Here is a 16,975-nt window from a genome sequence, read left to right as displayed (position 1 = left end):
GACGTGGGAGGGCAACTGTTCAGCCCGCGCCGTCCGACTCCGCGTTGCCGAGGCCGCTCATGAACTCCGCGACGACGGCCTGCTCATGACGGGGGTCGGGTGGCAGCTTGACCGGTCGGCCTCGGTCCGGTGAGCGCTCCGCCAGGGAGTGCCATGCAGCCTCCCGCGCCTGGGTTAGCTGCTCCCGCACCCGGTCGACAGCCCGGAACTCCTCATCGTGCAGCAGGTGGGCATCGTTGTCGGTGAGGAAGCTCAGCAGCGCTTCGAGGTAGCCGATGCTGGTCTCGCTGAGGTCCCCGGGGTCGGCGGCGAGTTCACGCAGTTTCTCCAAGGCGCACTCCACCATGTCGTCCAGCAGCGTTCCCTCGGCGAGCCATCCGATCGGCTCGCCAAGATTCGCATACCAGTTGTTCACCTGGACCCAGCCGGCGGCCACACGCTCCGAGATCTGGCTGCTGACATGTTCGTCGACCAGGGCGCGGAACTCGGCGGAGACCTCCTGCGTAATCAGTCGGCTGCCGTCCAGCAAGTTCGCGAGCCGGAGCAGATCCTTCGTGTTCTCCGACCACCGCGGCAGTTCCAGGGCCCGTTGCGCCACGTAGTCCGCCAGTGACGGGGAGCCGATGGTCTCCGCGGTGTCGAGGGCCCACACAAGGTGGTCCTCTCTGTTGTCATCCACGGTGTCTTCTGCCCCGAGTACCGCGGAGGTCAACGCCGGCTTGAGCTCTATCAGTTGTGCGAGAATGCCGCCGCCGTCTGCCAACCGTCCGGCATCCACGAGGCGTTCGACCTGCCGCATATCGCCGCAGGAGGCGAGCAGCGCGCCCAACTGCCCCCGGCCGGCGTTGAGGTGGAAGCGGATGTAGTCGGCAATCGACGGGTTATGGAAGGAGACAGCACCTTCGTCGATGACGAGCATGGTTCCGTCGAGCACCTGGAGCGCGTGACGGAAGCGGCGGCCGTCCGCCTCTCGGTCCAATTCCTTGCGATACCAGGTCCAAGTCTCCTCCAGTTCGACGAGTTCGACGGACTCGTACGTGAAGAGGATCTCTAGCAAGTGCACGGCTTCGTCGGTGAGTTCGTTCTCGACGATGCGTTCCCATATCCGCCGGGGATTGTCCAGGTTGGCGACCATGGCGGTGGCGACGTCCGGTTCGCGCTTCAGGTCGATGCGCAGAGTCTCCTCGATCAGGCGCGGGCTGAAGTTGCGGTGGCTAACCACGGGCAGCCAGGCGTCGCGAGCGGCGAACTGCCGTTTCTGTCGCGGTCCGAGAGCCGAGCGGTGGACGTGGTTGTAGAGGATCCGCCCGCGGGTCAGCAGGTCTAGGTCGGTGAGGCGAATGCCGGTGAGAGCGTCCCGTACATCTTCGGCGGCCAGCCGATCGTGCTTGCGGCGGGCCTCCTCCAGGATGTAGTCGCGGGTCGTCATGACCAAGGCCTTGTCTGGCGCGTCTCGTATCGCGCGCATCACGGACAGCAGGCGCGTGTCCTCGTTCTTGCCGAACTGGGGCAGCAGCGTGGTCTGGCCCAGGAAGTCGTCGTAGAGGAAGAGTTGGGGCACGTCGTCGCGCCAGAGTTCTGCGACCTCGTCGATGTCCTGGCTGACCTCGTGCACCTCCCAGCCGTGGCCCATCCGCCAGGCGGCGAGCATGCGCGCGACCGTGGTCTTCCCGGCACCGGGGATGCCAGTCACGATGCACACGTGCTGCTCGTCGAGAAGCTGCCGGGCACGCGCGAAGCCCTCGTGCGGGACGAACGTCTGGGCCACCTCCGCCAGCTCGCGCCGCAGCCAGTCGGAGCGCAACAGCGGGCCCTTGTGTAGCAGCGCGCCAAGTGCCGCCGTACCGCTGAGCCAGAGCCGGAAGTGCCGCTCCACCAGCTGCGGTCGCTCCCGCAGGGCGGCCACGATGTCATCCACGCCGTGGATGTCCTCGGTGGACCGGATGTGAGGGGCGAAGGCGGCGCGCAGCTTCTCCTTGGCGTCGACGGTCAACCCGACGGTGGTGGCGAGAACATAGCGGTCCGGCTTTAGAGCGGCGACCTTGGGGACCTCCTCGTCGGTCAGGTGGGCCAGGAGTTTCGCGCGGCCGCTGCGGTACCAATGCTTGCACTGGACAATCGTGCAAGGACCGCCTTCCGGGTCATGGCGCAGGTCGACGCCCCGGTCCCGGCCGCGCGGAAAGATCTCCAGCGGCACGCCCAGGAGCTCCGTGAACAGGTCCCGGCACACCTCCTCGAAGTCGTGGTCTGTCAGCCGCCCCAGCTCAAAGGAATCCATGCCGCCTTCGCCCGTGCATCCCGGTACCCCTCGGTCCTCTCGCGGGGCTCGATCGGACCCATTCTCCACGACGCGGCCTTAGCGTTGGCTGTTCCGCCCTTCAGCGGCAGGATCCCGGAGCTGGTGACACTCACTGGGGGGGGAGCACTAAGCCACACACGCAGCCGTCGGCCCGGTCTTCCGGGCCGACGGCCGGTTCGCTTACGAGCCAGCAAGCCCGCCCCCGCCAGATGTCTTCGCCGTGCTGGCTTCCCGCAGTACACGAGGCTCACCCACCGGCCCGCCCACAGCGCCCCCCCAGACCGCCCGTACCGATTGGGGCAGCGGCCCCCGATGCGTTCTTGTCTGCTGTGGCCTGCTCCGGCCCAAACCCCTCAGCCGGCAGCTTCCCCGCCAATGCGAGCGTCGTTCGCTCCAGGTCCAGGGCTACGCCGGTCACTTCATGGAGCAGAGCCAGGCCGGGGCGGTGAGCGCGGCCGCCCACGCCGAGAAGGCCAACGCGTTCCATCTGCTCCACCAGGAAGTCCGATCGGCACCGTCTTTGCGGGTCTGCTCATGAGGCGCCGCGGTGTCGACCCCCGTGACAAGCACGCCGTCTCGCCAGTACTCGACGCATTCCGTGCCATCTGCCGTGAAGCAGCACGTCGCCTGCGTCCCCCACGATGCCTGCTCCAGCCGCGCCGAGTTGCTTCCCCAGATACTGGCCGGCTCCAGCGAGAAGCCCCAGGATCCGGCCTCACCAACTCGTGCGGCACCCCAGGGCCAGTAGTCCTCCATGCCCGCCCACAGGAATTGGTTCGCCTCTTTCTCGTCCTGCGGAATGAACATGTCCGCAGAATCGCCTCCCAGCCGCATTAAGAGCTCGCGGCCCGTCACATGCTGCGCGAGCACTAGGCAGTGCACCTCGTATGTGTCGCCGATCCAGCACAGCGGTGTGGTGTCGGTCACGCCGCTCCTCGTTACGTTTGCTGCCTGGCGGGCTTCTTGCCGGTCGGGGTCAACGCGCTCCGAAATGCTGAGGCAAGGTCAGGCTGACTCTTGTCTCGATCAGTTGCGGTTCACGGTCTTCCGAAACACAGGACAGTGCTTCCCGTACTGCGAGGGCGCCCAGGCGGGCGAAGGTCAGCTCGCAACTGTCGACCCAGTGCCAGGACACGGCACGCACGATCACACGTGCTCTCACCGGTGGGCCGCGGTAGGCGTCGGGGACTTTGATGTCCGTCGCGGCCAGCTCGCACAGAATGCCTTGGGCGAGGGACTCTTCGTACTCTGGCGATGGTTCGGGCTCGGCGGTACACGCGAACTCGATGGACGAGGCGGCTGACGCCGACGCCGGCTCGAAGTCCAGCTCTACTCGTCCGTAGGTCGGCGCGCATGCCCCGATCGTCTGTCGTGAGTACACCTTCACTCCACGGACGGGGCGGGGGAGCGTGGCATTCATAGCGGGCACCGTACGAGCGGCGGCGCTGTCATGCCACCGACTTTCGGAGGCTGCCCATGCCCACACCGCCAGTGCCTCCAGGTTTCCTCCTCAATATCGGTTCAGGCAGTCAGAGCCCGGCGAGGCTTGCGCACCCCGGTAACCCATGGGGCATCTGGGTGCGTCAAAGCTGGGGACGCCACGGTCACTGACCGGCCTGAACCGGCCGGTGAGCTGCGCCGCTCACCGGCCACCACGGTGCGCCGCAGGTCCGTGCCTGCGGCGCACCTCTGCGTCCGGCCGAGCCGCGGCCCAAGAAGAGACGTGCGGGCCGAGGGCTGGTGCTATACCGGCTCGTAAGCTGGTGGATGCACGCCCGGCGGCTGGTCAGAGACTAGCGAGCGCCTCCCCGCGTACACGGAAGCGATGCTCAACACGGCCGTCATCACGCTGATGACCCGCCGCCTGGCCCGGCCCCGCCACTACCCCAGCGCCGCCCCGCCGCGGCCCGGCGAACTCGTCCAGGCCGCGTGACGCCGGCTGTAGGGGCGGCACGCGCGGAACGGGGCGCGCGGGCCGGGCGCGTACGTCGCTCACCGGCGCCCGGCACCCGTGGGAGGCGGATCAGGCGGCGACCGCGGCGCGACCGGCGGCGTACACCGCGGCCTGGGCGGCGACTCGCCGGCCGAGGTGTTCGGCGGTGGCTATGTCGGCCTCGTGGACGCCGTCCGGGCCCCGGTCGGTGTCGGTCTGCGCGCCAGCGCCCAGGTAGAAGCCGAGGCGGTTGAGGTCGTTCTCGGAGGCGGTGGTGGAGTGCCAGCCGGACGGCAGGCCGAGGTTGATCCAGTGCATTCCGTGCTGGGCGGCCAGCACGGAGAAGAACTGCAGGGTGTGCAGCTTGTCGCCGCTCTTTGAACCGGAGTTGGTGAAGCCGGCCGCCAGCTTGTCCTGCCAGGCGCGGGTCGCCCAGCGCTTCGAGGTGGCCTCGGCGAAGACGTGGAAGGCGCCGGACGCGGTGCCCATGTAGGTCGGCGAGCCGAAGACGATCGCGTCGGCGGTGTCGAGCAGCGCCCACTGCTCCTCGGTGATCTCGTCGACCTTGACCAGGTGGACGGTCGCCCCGGTGTCGGCGGCGCCCTCGCGCACCGCTTCGGCCAGCACCGAGGTGTGGCCGAAGCCCGAGTGATGGGCGATGGCGACGACCGGCGGGACGGCAGCGGCGGAAGAAGCGGCCGGGGCAGGCGTGGTCATGATGGCAGGGCTCCTCAGGATCGTGCCGCGTGGCGCGGCGCGAGGCGGTCAATTCACCAGGGAGACGAGGTAGCCCCTCCAGGTGTGACAGCTCAGACGCGCACGAGTTTGTCGGGATTGATGACCCTGCGGTACGTGGTGATCAGACCGTCTGTGATCTGGACCGTGTCCACGGACTGGACCCGGCCTTCGCGGTAGGACACCAGGGCGAGCTCGCCGCCGACTTCAGCGAAGGCGATACGGTCCGGACGCCACCGGCGTCCCACACGCACCATGACCTCGGCAACGCGCTCGCCGCCGTGGATGAGCTTGCGTGCCGCGAATGCCTTGCCGCCGCCGTCGGTGACGAAGACGGCGTCCGGGTGCAGGAGCCTGACCAAGCCGGCCAGGTCCCCGGCCTCGTACGCGGCGCGGAAAACCGCGAGGACGCGTTCGCGCTCCGCCTTCGACGCCTGCGGCATGGACTGTTTCGCCTTGGCCACCCGCCGTCGCGCCCGCGAGGCGAGCTGCCGGGCGCCCGGCACGGAGACGTCCAGCACTTCGGCGATCTTGCCGAACTCAAGACCGAAGACATCGTGCAGGACGAAAGCCACCCGCTCCGGCGGGCTCAGCTCTTCCATGATCAGCAGCATCGCCGAGCTGACGGATTCATCGACGAGTACCGGCTGCGACGCGTCCGGCCCCGTCAGCAGCGGCTCCGGCAGCCACGGCCCGACATAGCTCTCCCGACGGAAGCGGGCACTCTTGAGAATGTCGTACGACCGCCGCGCGGCCACCGTCACCAGCCAGGCCCGCAGATCACCGATGTCCCGCAGATCCGCTCCGGCCGCCCGCAACCACACATCCTGGGTCACGTCCTCGGCATCAGCCACACTCCCCAGCAGCCGGTAGGCCACGCCGAAAACCGCAGGCCGGTGCCTCTCCCATCCGGCTCCGAGCGCCTCCTCCTGCTCAGACCGTCCGGGCCCGTGCCCATCACCCATACCGATCGCAACCTCCTCCAGCATGCGGATCCAGCGTAGCCACCCGAACTCGGGATCTTCGAAGACAGCCCCGCAGAAGCGAGCGAGCCCGCTCAGACCGACGACGTAGGACGGCGGTATCTCATAGTGGGAAAGGGCGGACTTGTGAAACACCCACTTACCGAGAGGCGATCGAGCAGGCCCACCGCCTTCGCCACCCCGGGGGTCGTCCTCGAAGAGGAGGCTGGCGCCTCCAGCCGCCTTCGCCCGCTCCAGCGTCCGAAGTTCGGCGAGCTGCTCGCGCAAACGATCCCAGCCCAGCGCAAGGCCCGCCGTGAGTACGGGAACCGCATCAACGCCGTCCTCACGACCCATCGGGTCCACAAGATCGACCTGATCATGCGCGATTGCCGGTTTGGCTGACCCGCGGTCCCGCGCTGCGTGGCGTCGCTCTGCTGTACTTGTCATCAGCGTGAACGGCTGGCAGTGGGGCCGGCTACGACTGCTGGCGTGGCCGGCGGGGTGGTGCCGAGGGGCGTCTTGTGTTCGTGGCCCGCGGGGTGTTTTAGGCGGGTGCTGACTCCGTGCACGAGGTTTTCGGAGAGGCCGGCCAGCAGCGAACTCGGGGTGTGGGGGGGACGCTGTGAGGATCCAGGTGGGGCGGTCGGGGCCGGGGCCGGCCCAGACGGTCCAGGTGGCGAGTGACGGCTGCGGATGCTGGGCGGCGAAGGCATCGAACTGGACCCCAGCGTCCCCGGCGGGGGACGTCCAGCGGATCCATCGCCCGTCCACTGTGCGCTTCCACCCGGCGTCGGAGAGGGGCTGTGTGGCGGCAGTGACGGCTTTCTCGTCCACCGGGGCGCCCAAGGGGTCGGCTGCCAGCCGCGAGGCGACATCGGCACCGGGGCGCTCGCGCACCCGCCGGACGAGCGCTTGCATGGTGCGGCGGATGTACTGGTGCCCGGCCAGGGCGCGGTCGCCGCCCTGGACGCTGCCTCGCTGTGGGGGAATTCTCTGGTGGCCCCTGGTCTTGCGGAACGGATGTGGCGGGAGCGTCGCGAGGACTTGGAAGGTAGGGAGGGGCTGCGGATGACGCTGTTCTACTGCACGAAGGTCGTCGGCCGCTGGGCCGACGAGGCCGATCCCAAGCTTGCGCCAGCCCGGATCGCGGCTGAACGGATCGTGGGCGAACTTCAGGCCCGTTGACGACGCGAGTGGTCGCGCAGCAGCTTTCGGTACTGGCGCACTGTCGCCTCGTCGGCATTGAGGTGCAGGGCGTCGACCAGCTCACGCAGGTGTTCTGCGTCGTCCGAGCCCACCGCGACCGAGGAGGCCGGAGGCAGGCGGCGCGGAACGCGGCCTGCACCCTCGAGGCTCCGCGGTGCTCAGGCCGCAGGAACATACGGGCGTCTGTGACTCAGTTCACAGTGGATCCAGAACCTGCGCGCCGAACCGGGCGTCTGGCTGGTGTGAGATCACGCAGGAGAGCACTGGACGAACTGGATGAGGAACGCCTTGTCCGGCTGGTGGCCAGAGGTGACCGCGGGGCGTTCGACGAGTTGTACCGGCGCACCTCGCCGTGGCTGGCGGTGCGGTTGCGCCGCCGCTGCGCGGACGAGCAGATCGTCGCCGAGGTCATGCAGGAGACCTATCTGGCGGTGTGGCGCGCGGCCGGTGCGTTCGCCGGGAGCGCGGTCGGCGGGACTGCCGTCGGGTGGCTGTGGACGATCGCGGCGCGCCGCCTCGTCGACGCGTTCCGGCGCCGTGCCCACCACGCCGAACCGCCGGTCGCCGCCGCCGAGCGGGCGGTGGTGCCCGCGGCGGAGGAAGAGGCACTCGCCGGGACCGTCGGCGGCGACGTCGGCGACGCCCTGCGGCAGCTGGCGCCGGAACTCCGAGAAGTGCTACGGGCCACGGTGCTCGACGGGCTCTCCATCCGGGAGACCGCCGTCCTGCTCAGACTGCCCGAAGGCACGGTCAAGACCCGCGCCCGCCGGGCCCGGATCGCGATGCGGGAGGCGCTGACATGAGCGGGGAACACGCGTCGAGGCAGTTGATCGACGACTACGCACGTGGTGACGCGACGATGGCCGCGGACACCGTATGGGCGTTGGAGGCCCATCTGGAGACCTGCGCGTTGTGCCGGGGCCACCTGGCGGCCTGTGTGTCCACCGAGGCGCCCGGCATCGCCGCGCTCGTCGACACCGTCCGGGCCGGTCTGGAACCGCAGTTGGACGCGGCCGTCAGGGCGCCCTCGCGGCGACACCGCCCGAGGTGGGTCGCTGCCTGGCTGACGCCGGTCATGGCCCCGTGGTTGGCCATGACCGTCCTCGTCACCCTGATGGCGCTGCTGCTGGACGCAGTCGCGCGGCCCGTGTTCCTCGGCGGCGTCTCTCCCGTGTTGGCGATCGCACCCGTGCTGCCGCTGTGCGGTGTCGCCGCATCGTGGTCGCGCGGCCTGGACCCGGCGCACGAACTGACGGCCTCGACCGCCCGAGCCGGCCTGCCCCTGCTCCTCCGGCGCACCGCGGCGGTTCTCGTGGTGGTCCTGCCCGCGCTCCTGGTGGAGGGATGGCTGACCGGAACGATGACGGCCGCGCAGTGGCTGCTGCCCTCCCTGGCCTTCACCTCCACCGCCCTGGCGCTGGGCAGCGTGGTCGGCGTGACCCGCGCCGCCACCGGGCTGGTGGGCGCCTGGGGCGTCGTCGTGGTACTCGCGTGGGCCACCGACCACGGCCCTGTTGACCTGGAGCGTGTCCTTCAGCCGGACCAACTGCCCTCGTGGGGGCTGTTCTTGGCGCTCGGCATCGGCGCCGTGATCGCCCGCAGAAACGCGTACTCAACGCTGTGAAACCATCGTCGACCCTCGCAAGGGACTACCGCATGACGCCCACCACGAGCGCGGCCGACACCGCGCCGAAAACCTATGCCTGGCAGATCCGGGCCAGTGGCCTGAGAGTACGCGTCGGACGGAAGAAGATGGCCGTCGACGGGCTCGACCTCTCCCTGGGCATCGGCACCCACGGCCTCCTGGGGCCCAACGGCGCGGGAAAGACCACCCTGATCCGGGCGCTGGCCACCGTGCTGCACCCCACCGAGGGCGAACTGGAGCTGCTCGGCACCTCCCTGGGCAGGATGGTCGACCACCGGGCCCTGCGTCGCCGGATCGGCTACCTGCCGCAGGACTTCGGCTACTACAAGCGCTTCACGGTGCGTGAGTTCGTCGAGTACATGGCCTGGTTGAAGGAGGTCCCGAAGGCGGACGTCCCCGCGGCCGTCCAGCGGGCCGTGGAACGGGTGGGCCTGGCGGACCGCGCCGACCATCGGATGAAGACCCTGTCCGGCGGCATGGTGCGGCGGGCCGGCATCGCCCAGGCCATCGTCAACGACCCCGCGGTGCTGCTGCTGGACGAGCCGACGGCCGGCCTGGACCCGGCGCAGCGACTGCGCTTTCGCGAGCTGCTCCAGGAACTGGGCCGGGACACCTGTGTGGTCGTCTCCACCCACCTGGTCGAGGACGTCGCGGCCGCCTGCTCCGACGTGGTGCTCTTCGCCGACGGCCGCCTCGTCTTCCAGGGCACGCCGGAGGACCTGGCCGCGGCGGGCAGCACCGATTTCCCGGGCGACAGCCCCCTGGAGCGCGGCTACTCGGCGCTGCTCCGCAACTCCGGGCAGCGGGGAGGCACCTGGTGACCGGACGTGTACTGCGCATCGAGCTGAAGCGCTCCGTCGCCCCGTGGCCCGGCATCGTCGTCCTGGGCGGCAGTCTGGCGATCTTCTGTCTGTACGACGGGCTCTGGTGGAGGGGCACCGCGGGGTGGACGGCCCAGTGGACCTCCATGGCCCTGTGGACCCGGTCCCTGCTGACCTTCTTGTGGCCGCTCGCGGTGGGCACGGGAGCGGTGTACGGGCTGCGCGAACCCCGCTCGCGGATGGCCGAACTGCTGACGACCGTGCCGCGGCCGGCCTGGCGCCGTGCGGCGCTGCCGGCCGGTGCGATGGCGCTCGCGCTGGCGTCGGGCTTCGGCCTCCTGGTCCTCGTGGGCGGGGTCCAGGTGGCCCTCGGCCGGACCACCTACACACCGCTCGGTTGGCTGCCGATCTCACTCGTGGCGGCGCTGGCCCTCGTCGCGGGGGCCGTGTTCGGCATGGGCGTCGCGCGAGCCCTGCCCTCCGTGCTCACCCCGCCGGGCCTGGTCTTGTTCTTCCTCATGCTGACGGCCCTTCTACAGCAGAACAGTGACGAGACCCTGCCGTCGAGCATCGCGCCGAACCGGCTCGCCCAGCTGCTCCCGGTGACCGCGGAGCCGCGGGAGATGCTGCTGACCCTGTCCGGCTCCGTGCACCTCGGTCAGACACTCTGGCTGCTCGGCCTGCTCGCCACCGGCTTCGCACTGCTGTCGGCCGTGACCCGCCGGGCCCGGCTGCTTGCGGTGATCCCCGTCCTGACCGGTGCGGCCCTGGCCCTGCTGGTCCTCCCGGCCGCTGCACGCGACACCTACGTCGTCGACAAGGCCGCCGCCGCCCTGGTCTGCGACGGACCGGTGTGCGTGACGCAGGCGAACCGCTCACGCCTGCCCGAGCTCGCGCGGCGCGGCACGGAGGCGCTGCGCGTGCTGCACGAGGTCCTGGGCGACAAGGCGCCGAACGCGGTGCGGGAGGACACCAGGCTGCGCGCGATCGCCGACAAACGCGAACCCTCCGGCGACGTGGTGCTGGTCGACTTCGACGACCGGCTGCTCGCCGATGCGACAGGTGGGAAACTGACCCGCGCGCTGATCGCCCAGGGTCTGGCACCCAGCTGCTACGGGAACGACGACCGGGAGGGCGGGGGGCAAGGCAACGTCCCTGTCCAGAGCGTCGCCGTGAGCTGGGCACTGCACGACTCCCGGCTCCAACCACTGGCGGAGAGGGGCAGCGACGCGTACTTGCGCACGATCTGGCCGGACGCCGACGTCGCCTGGCAGAGGCTGACGGCGCTGTCACCGGCCGAGCAGCGCTCGCGGATCGCCGAACTGCACACCGCCGGCCTCTCCTGCGCGGCGGACCACCAGCTTGCGGTGCTGGCGGGGAAGGCGACGCGATGAGGTGGCTGATCCTTTACGCCCGTTCACGGCAGGTGCCCGCCTCGGCCGCCGCGGTCGCGCTCGTCGCGCTGGCGGTGTGGGCCCTCCACGGCCCAGGACCGGTGGATCAGGCGATGGCGGTCCTGGTCCTCACCGCGAACGTGGCGGCCGCTTCCGTCGGGCTCGGTGGGTGGGACGCGGTGCTGGAGAGGACGGCCGCGATCCGGTGGATGCCCCGCCGGGCGGCGCACGTGCTGCTGGCCGGCGCGTGCGCCGGTGCGGCGCTGCTGACGGTCCAGGCGGCGGGAGTGAAGCTCGCCCCCGCCGAGGTCGTCGTCCGGGACAGCGCGGGCCTGGTCGGCCTGGCCGCGCTCGGGGCGGCGCTGTGCGGGGCACAGTTCGCATGGACCCTGCCGACCGGCTGGCTCGCGTTCACCCTCTTTGGACCGACTCCGGGCGGCGCCGCGGGAGACGTGGTCATGTGGATGACCTATTCCCCCGCCACGACGGCGTCCACCGGGACCGCGTGGGCCCTGTTCGCGAGCGGCACCGTGGTGTACGCCATCGCAGGACCAAGACGGTAACGGACACGCCCCGCGCCGAGCGCTTCAGCCGGCGAAGCTCGCGGACTGAAGTGCTCAGTCACCGCGACGACGCCCGGGCACCGCGCACCCGCCGCCCCGGGTCCACGCCCTCTTGCCGCAGCGCCGTGATCAGCTTGCCGAACTGCCGCGTGCTCAGCCCGGTGAACGGGGCTATCCAGCACGGTGCCCGAGCCTTGGCTACGCGAACTCGGCTCGGTGCTGCCCCATCTGGTTCCCTGGCTGTGGAGTGCCCCGAGGAGCCGTACGACGGCGAGCTGCAACCCGGGGATGTCGAGATCCGCTTTCGGCCTCTGAGCCCGCTGGACCGTAGCGGCCTGACGGTGGTGATCGAGATCAAGTCGAAGTGGTCCGCCAGCAGGGAAGCCAACCGCCAAGAGCGCGTGGATGCGCTCCACGCGGACATCCGCGCCGCAACCAGGCTCGTCGACTTCGGCGTCTACCTGTCACTGCCGAGTGCCGCTTGGTCCCAGGGAGACTGACCACTCACACCCGGCAGCACTGTCTCCCAGACGCCAGCGAAGGCGAAACGGCGCGTCGGCCTGCGATGTGCGCTTGTTCGTCGAAATGCGTCTCGAACTGGGTCGCTGACCTGGGTATTCGCGGGACGCTGGGGCGGCCTTCGTCTGATCATGTGTTCCGACCAAGGTGCACCGATCGAGACGAAGGCCAGTGAACGGTGAGTCTGCTGCCAGACGCCGGTCCCGGGAAAGCGTTCGCGAAGGCGTCACCCTTCCGGGAGGACTTATTCGACTGTCTGACCGTGCGCGGGGACGAAATGTTCGAGCTCGTCGACGCGTTGTTGTGCGCGGACGGTCCTGTGACCTCGCCGGTGGACCTCACGCTGGTGGTCGAGCACCGGCGTGGGCACGGCCCGATGTACGAGGCGTTGAACCAAGGGAACGTGGATGTGCCCCGACTGCGGCAGGTGCTGGCCGGTCTGCCGATGCCGCAGGCCGCCGACGGGAGCCTGGTCCTGGCGGTCGACGTCAGCCACTGGCTCCGCCCCGACGCGCCGACCAGCGCGGACCTTCTGTTCTGCCACGTCTACGGCCGCAGCGGACGCTCCTCGGAGCAGTTCATCCCCGGCTGGCCGTACTCCTTCGTCGCCGCCCTCGAATCGGGCCGGACGTCCTGGTGTCAGCTCGTGGACGCCGTCCGTCTCGGACCCGAGGACGACGTCGCCGAGGTCACCGCCACCCAGCTCCGCCGTGTGGTCACGGACCTGATCGAGATGGGCCGCTGGCACGTCGGCGACCGCGACATCCTCATCGTCTTCGACGCCGGCTACGACGCCCCACGCATGGCCCACCTCCTCGACGGCCTCCCGGTCGAAGTGCTGGGACGGATGCGCTGCGACCGCGTCATGCGACGGCCGACGCCCACGCTCAAGGAATACGCCCTGTCCTATCCCCGGGGCGGGCGACCGCCGAAGCACGGCAAGGAGTTCCGCTTCGTCGAGCCGGATGCCTGGGGCGAGCCGGACGCGGCAACCGTGCAGGTTACCGACCGGTACGGCACCGCCCGCGCGATGGCCTGGGACCGCATCCACCCCCGCCTGACCACCCGCTCCGCTTGGATCGACCACACCGGCGAACTCCCCATCAACGAAGGCACGCTAATCCGTCTCCAGGTCGACCGCCTGCCCGGCGGAGGCGACCCGCTCCCACTCTGACGCTGGTCGTCCGCCACCGGTCTGAACAGCCAGGACGTCGACGTGCGCTGGCAGGCGTTCCTGAGGAGATTCGGCATCGAGCACCCGCACCTGCACTGTCCGGCCCGTTCACCGAAACCCTCAACCCCCGGCCCTGGAAGGCCACTTGACTCGAAGAACCAGCGGGCCGCCACCCGCTATGACGTGGGCAAGACCGTGAAACGACCCGAGAGCACCATCGAACGAAACCGACTCAGACCATGAAGAACAAGCTCAGGGTCTGTGCCTGAACCGCTGATCTGTCACTTTCTGTGGCTGATAGGAAGGTTCCTCCACGAGCGCATCTACGCGGGGCATGTTCGAGCGCGGGGGAAATGGTTTTGGCGGCACTCGGGAGCACTCGGACGCCCGTGGTACGCGCCGACGTAGAGCTGAGTTTGGCCGCCTGTCAGCCATGACAACGGGCGTTCGGACTGGCCGGCCGCCTTAGGGGACGGCCAGTATGCGGCCCAGCTGTGCACGGCTCTCCAGGAGCCGGTGCACCTCGCTGGTCTCGGTCAACGGCAGCCGGGCGTGGACCGCTGTGCGTAGCAATCTCTGGGTGGCGTACTCGGTAAGTTCAGCCAGGCCCTTCACTGCGCGCTCAGGGTCGGCCGCCTGCGCGGCGATGAGGGAGAACCCCGTCACGGACCTCAGGGCGAACAGGTCGGTGACGGGGATGCTGCCGAGCTCGCCGCTCGCGGCTCCGTAGGCCACCAGCCGACCGTACGGGGCCAGTACGTCCAGACTGCGGCGCAGAACCTCGCCGCCGGCCGCGTCGAGGACGACATCCACACCGCCGGGCGCGGCCAAGCGGACCTTCTCCGGCCAGTCCTCGTCGGTGTAGTTGACGCCGACGTCGGCGCCCTGGGCTCGGACGAAGTCAAGCTTGGCAGTCGTACTGGCCGTGGCGATGACCGTGCCCGCGCCGAGAATCTTTGCGAGCTGCACGGCGAGGTGGCCGATGGCGCCTGCAGCGGAGTGGACCAGTACGGTCTCGCCGTGCGCCAGCCGCCCGGCGCGCAGCACGCCCAGAGCCACCGGCGCGGCCACGGGGAGCGCGCTGGCCGTGCCGGCGTCGAGCCCGTCGGGTACCGGGACGAGCCACCGCGCGTCCGCGACGATGAGATCGCAGAAAGCGTCCTCCGAGGCCGCGGCAACCCGCCGTCCGATCAGGCCCGGGTCCGTGTCCGGCCCGACCGCCTCGACCGTGCCCACCACATCGCCGGTGAGGGATCTGGGTAAAGGCCGCGGGTAGAGCTCGGTCTGGGCCATGCCGCGCCGGAGCTGCGTGTCCACGAAGTTGGCGCCGATCGCCTCGGCCCGGAGAAGCACCTGCCCCGCCTTCGGGTCGGGCACCGGGGCCTCTTCCAAGGCGAGGACCTCGGGGCTGCCGTAGGAGTGGTAGCGGATTCGTCGCATGGCAACTCTCCTTCAATGGGGCGGTGTCCTAAACTGGACCGGTGGTTCAATTCGGACCGTACTGGACCGGTGGTCCAGTTGTCTATGGGCATGGTCCTGGATGAGGAGAGAACTGATGGCGGAAGGCCGCCGCGAACGCGCCGACGCGGCACGCAATCGCCGCGCGATCCTGAAGGCCACCGAAAACCTCCTCGCCGAACACCCTCCTGCGCAGGTCTCGGTGGAACGCATCGCTGCCGCGGCGGGCGTCGGCAAGGGCACGGTGTTCCACCGCTTCGGCAGCCGCGCGGGCCTGATGCGGGAGCTGATGCTGGAACGCGCTCACGCCCTGCACGAATCGGTGACGGACGGCCCCCCGCCGCTGGGCCCGGGCGCCTCTCCCAGGCAGCGACTGCTGGCCTTCCTCGACGCGGTCGTGGACGTGGTCGGCCGGAACAAAGGCTTGCTGGCCGCTCTCGGGCAGGCGGCGACAGCCCCCCGTGACGCCCAGGAGGATTCGCGCGAACAGCACTCGGTCTACGGGTTCTGGCACGGCCACATCAGCGCGCTGATCGCCGAGGAACGCCCTGACCTGGACGCCGAGTTGCTGGCCCATATCCTGCTCGGCGCTCTGCAGAACGGACCCATCGTGCACCTGCTGGGGCAGGGAGAGACTCGACGGCTTGCGGTGTCGCTGCGGCTGCTGGTCACCGGCATGCTGGAGGGGTGACGGCCCGCCGGGATGACGCCGGCCACGGCCACGGCCACGGCCACGGGCCGTGGCCGTGGCCGGGTAGGGTGCCGTGTCCGGGTGGGGAACCATGTCCTGGCCGCGCTGGAGTCGTTCGCCAGTCACTCGGCGCCAGAGGTGCCCGAAACTGCCCGTCGTTCCCTTTCAGCGTTCCAGGTGACGCGTAAATCTGCTGGTCACGGCTGGGACAGACATTCCCGCATCCCGAACTGCCCGTCGCTGGTGGCGGCTGGGACGGATCATGCCGAAGGCTGGAGCCGCCTCGGCAACGCAACAGCCAGAGCACCGAGGCACGTACCAGCGCAGCACGGCCGAAGCGGTCGAAGGCTGCTGTTCGCCCGGGCGTTGACCCGATGCAAAGAGCTTGGAGTGTCTTGGTGGCCTTACGGATAGCGATCACCGCTGAACCGATACCTTCACACGTGTCCGCGCTGGACTACGTCACCTGCCCGGCCCTTGAACAGGGCCACCAGGTCACACTCCACGCCCCCCTCATGTTCCGCCGCGAAGCCCGGCGACGCGGGGTGGAGTTCTCCGGCGCCGGTACGAACTGGACGTGCGATCCCGACGTCCAGCAGCCGGCGAGCGAGGTCTGGCAGAGGTATGGAAACGCCGCCTTCAACCGGTACGTCTTCGGTCGCCTCTGGCCCGAACAGGCCGAGGCAAAGGCTCATGACCTGCTCGCCGCGTGGAAACAGGAGCAGCCCGATCTGGTGATCGCAGAGTGCAGCGACCTCGGCGCGCACCTCGCGGCCAGGGCCTTGCGACTGCCCCTGCTCGCAGCGGACAACGGCCTCGGTCCGGTGCTCCTGAGTCTCTGGGACACCCACATCGCGCCCGCGCTGCTTCCCCTCTACAAGCAGCACGAGCAGGACACTCCCACTCTCCCGCCCATGCTCATCCCCGCACCGGTCCGCTGGTTCTACGAGACGCCGCCGCCCTCGGCGCGCGCGGTCCGACGCACCGTCGCGGACTTCCGCACCGCCCTCCCCGAGGGTCTGGCCCCCTCCTTCCGCCCGTCGCGCCCGCTCGTCTACGTGAGCCTCGGCACCCTTACCACCGCGATGTCCGGCCTGCGTACGGTCGTCGAGAACGTATACCGGGAGATCATGGCCGCACTCCGCACAATCGACTGCGACGCGATCGTGTCCGCGGGAGACCTCGCGCAGTACCTGCCGAGCGCGAACCCTCACATCAAGGTCGTCGACCATGCCCCGCAGCCCGCGCTCCTGCATCGGGCCGACCTGTTCGTGACGCACGGAGGCCGGGCGTCCCTGCTCGACGCGGTGCAGGGGGCAACGCCGGTCCTGGGTTTGGGTGTTCTCGCCGATCAGCCCGACAACGCCGCCGCGTTCTCCCGCAGCGGCCTGGGCCGGGCGCTGGACATCACGGCAAGACGCGGCGAGATCGCCGACGCCCTGACGGCGCTCCTGGGCACCCCGCGCTACGACGCCGCCATGAGCGCGGCCGGTGCCGAGCTGTCTCAGCTGACACCCCTGGACCTCACGGAAATATGGGACAGCCTCTAGAAGGTGTCTTCAAATGATCTCG

Annotated in this window: 14 protein-coding genes and 2 pseudogenes; 9 read left to right on the top strand and 7 right to left on the bottom strand. The window is 69.7% G+C overall.

The genetic code is table 11. From position 1 onward, the window contains the following. Positions 1–19: 19 nt before the first annotated feature. From CP981_RS01205 to sigJ, 5 genes are all read right to left on the bottom strand, one after another. Positions 20–2,278, bottom strand: coding sequence for an nSTAND3 domain-containing NTPase (locus CP981_RS01205; protein ID WP_244329476.1), 2,259 nt, complete (start codon positions 2,276–2,278; stop codon positions 20–22). Positions 2,279–2,713: 435 nt separating this feature from the next. Beyond that, positions 2,714–3,226: a DUF6461 domain-containing protein gene (locus CP981_RS01200; protein WP_085926621.1), complete on the bottom strand. Its 513-nt coding sequence runs from the start codon at positions 3,224–3,226 to the stop codon at positions 2,714–2,716. Positions 3,227–3,275: 49 nt separating this feature from the next. Continuing rightward, positions 3,276–3,719, bottom strand: coding sequence for a hypothetical protein (locus CP981_RS01195; RefSeq protein ID WP_143658992.1), 444 nt, complete (start codon positions 3,717–3,719; stop codon positions 3,276–3,278). Between the two features lie 603 nt (positions 3,720–4,322). Beyond that, on the bottom strand, positions 4,323–4,949 hold the full coding sequence (locus CP981_RS01190) for a flavodoxin family protein (protein ID WP_085926620.1): 627 nt from the start codon (positions 4,947–4,949) through the stop codon (positions 4,323–4,325). A gap of 92 nt (positions 4,950–5,041) precedes the next feature. Further along, positions 5,042–5,932 (bottom strand): RNA polymerase sigma factor SigJ, encoded by an 891-nt coding sequence (gene sigJ / locus CP981_RS01185; RefSeq protein ID WP_085926666.1) that lies wholly within the window; start codon positions 5,930–5,932, stop codon positions 5,042–5,044. 1,448 nt (positions 5,933–7,380) lie between these two features. On the opposite strand from sigJ, the gene CP981_RS01175 reads away from it, so the two are divergent. From CP981_RS01175 to CP981_RS01155, 5 genes are read left to right on the top strand one after another with little or no spacing between them, the layout of a single operon-like run. Further along, positions 7,381–7,941, top strand: a complete 561-nt coding sequence (locus tag CP981_RS01175; protein WP_190842012.1) for an RNA polymerase sigma factor — start codon at positions 7,381–7,383, stop codon at positions 7,939–7,941. Further along, on the top strand, positions 7,938–8,762 hold the full coding sequence (locus CP981_RS01170) for a zf-HC2 domain-containing protein (RefSeq protein ID WP_208852873.1): 825 nt from the start codon (positions 7,938–7,940) through the stop codon (positions 8,760–8,762). Before CP981_RS01175 ends, CP981_RS01170 begins: the two co-directional genes overlap by 4 nt. 32 nt (positions 8,763–8,794) lie before the next feature. Then, positions 8,795–9,604, top strand: coding sequence for an ABC transporter ATP-binding protein (locus CP981_RS01165; protein WP_085926616.1), 810 nt, complete (start codon positions 8,795–8,797; stop codon positions 9,602–9,604). After that, positions 9,601–10,998, top strand: a complete 1,398-nt coding sequence (locus CP981_RS01160) for a hypothetical protein (protein ID WP_085926615.1) — start codon at positions 9,601–9,603, stop codon at positions 10,996–10,998. Before CP981_RS01165 ends, CP981_RS01160 begins: the two co-directional genes overlap by 4 nt. Further along, complete coding sequence (locus tag CP981_RS01155; RefSeq protein ID WP_085926614.1) at positions 10,995–11,561, top strand: hypothetical protein; 567 nt, start codon at positions 10,995–10,997, stop codon at positions 11,559–11,561. The genes CP981_RS01160 and CP981_RS01155 overlap by 4 nt, the downstream gene beginning before the upstream one ends. 82 nt (positions 11,562–11,643) lie before the next feature. On the opposite strand, the pseudogene CP981_RS38335 reads toward CP981_RS01155, so the two are convergent. Further along, positions 11,644–11,736 (bottom strand): annotated as a pseudogene (locus CP981_RS38335) (IS5/IS1182 family transposase); the annotation flags it as partial. A gap of 67 nt (positions 11,737–11,803) precedes the next feature. Here CP981_RS38335 and CP981_RS01145 point away from each other — a divergent pair. Then, entirely contained in the window at positions 11,804–12,061 is a 258-nt protein-coding gene (locus CP981_RS01145; protein WP_244330113.1) for a hypothetical protein, read from the top strand. A 197-nt stretch (positions 12,062–12,258) separates the two neighbouring features. Next, positions 12,259–13,497: pseudogene (locus CP981_RS01140) on the top strand (transposase). Between the two features lie 222 nt (positions 13,498–13,719). Here the strand turns inward: CP981_RS01140 and CP981_RS01135 are convergent. Continuing rightward, entirely contained in the window at positions 13,720–14,694 is a 975-nt protein-coding gene (locus CP981_RS01135) for a quinone oxidoreductase family protein (RefSeq protein WP_085926613.1), read from the bottom strand. Positions 14,695–14,809: 115 nt separating this feature from the next. Here CP981_RS01135 and CP981_RS01130 point away from each other — a divergent pair, with 115 nt between their 5' ends. Continuing rightward, positions 14,810–15,403, top strand: coding sequence for a TetR/AcrR family transcriptional regulator (locus CP981_RS01130; protein ID WP_107429562.1), 594 nt, complete (start codon positions 14,810–14,812; stop codon positions 15,401–15,403). A gap of 443 nt (positions 15,404–15,846) precedes the next feature. Beyond that, complete coding sequence (locus CP981_RS01125) at positions 15,847–16,953, top strand: glycosyltransferase (RefSeq protein WP_244329475.1); 1,107 nt, start codon at positions 15,847–15,849, stop codon at positions 16,951–16,953. The last annotated feature ends 22 nt before the right edge of the window (positions 16,954–16,975 follow it).

The organism is Streptomyces platensis, from assembly GCF_008704855.1.
In the GTDB taxonomy this organism is placed as follows: domain Bacteria; phylum Actinomycetota; class Actinomycetes; order Streptomycetales; family Streptomycetaceae; genus Streptomyces; species Streptomyces platensis.
Note: the sequence above shows the minus strand (reverse complement) of the source record. Positions and strands in the feature narration are given on the sequence as shown.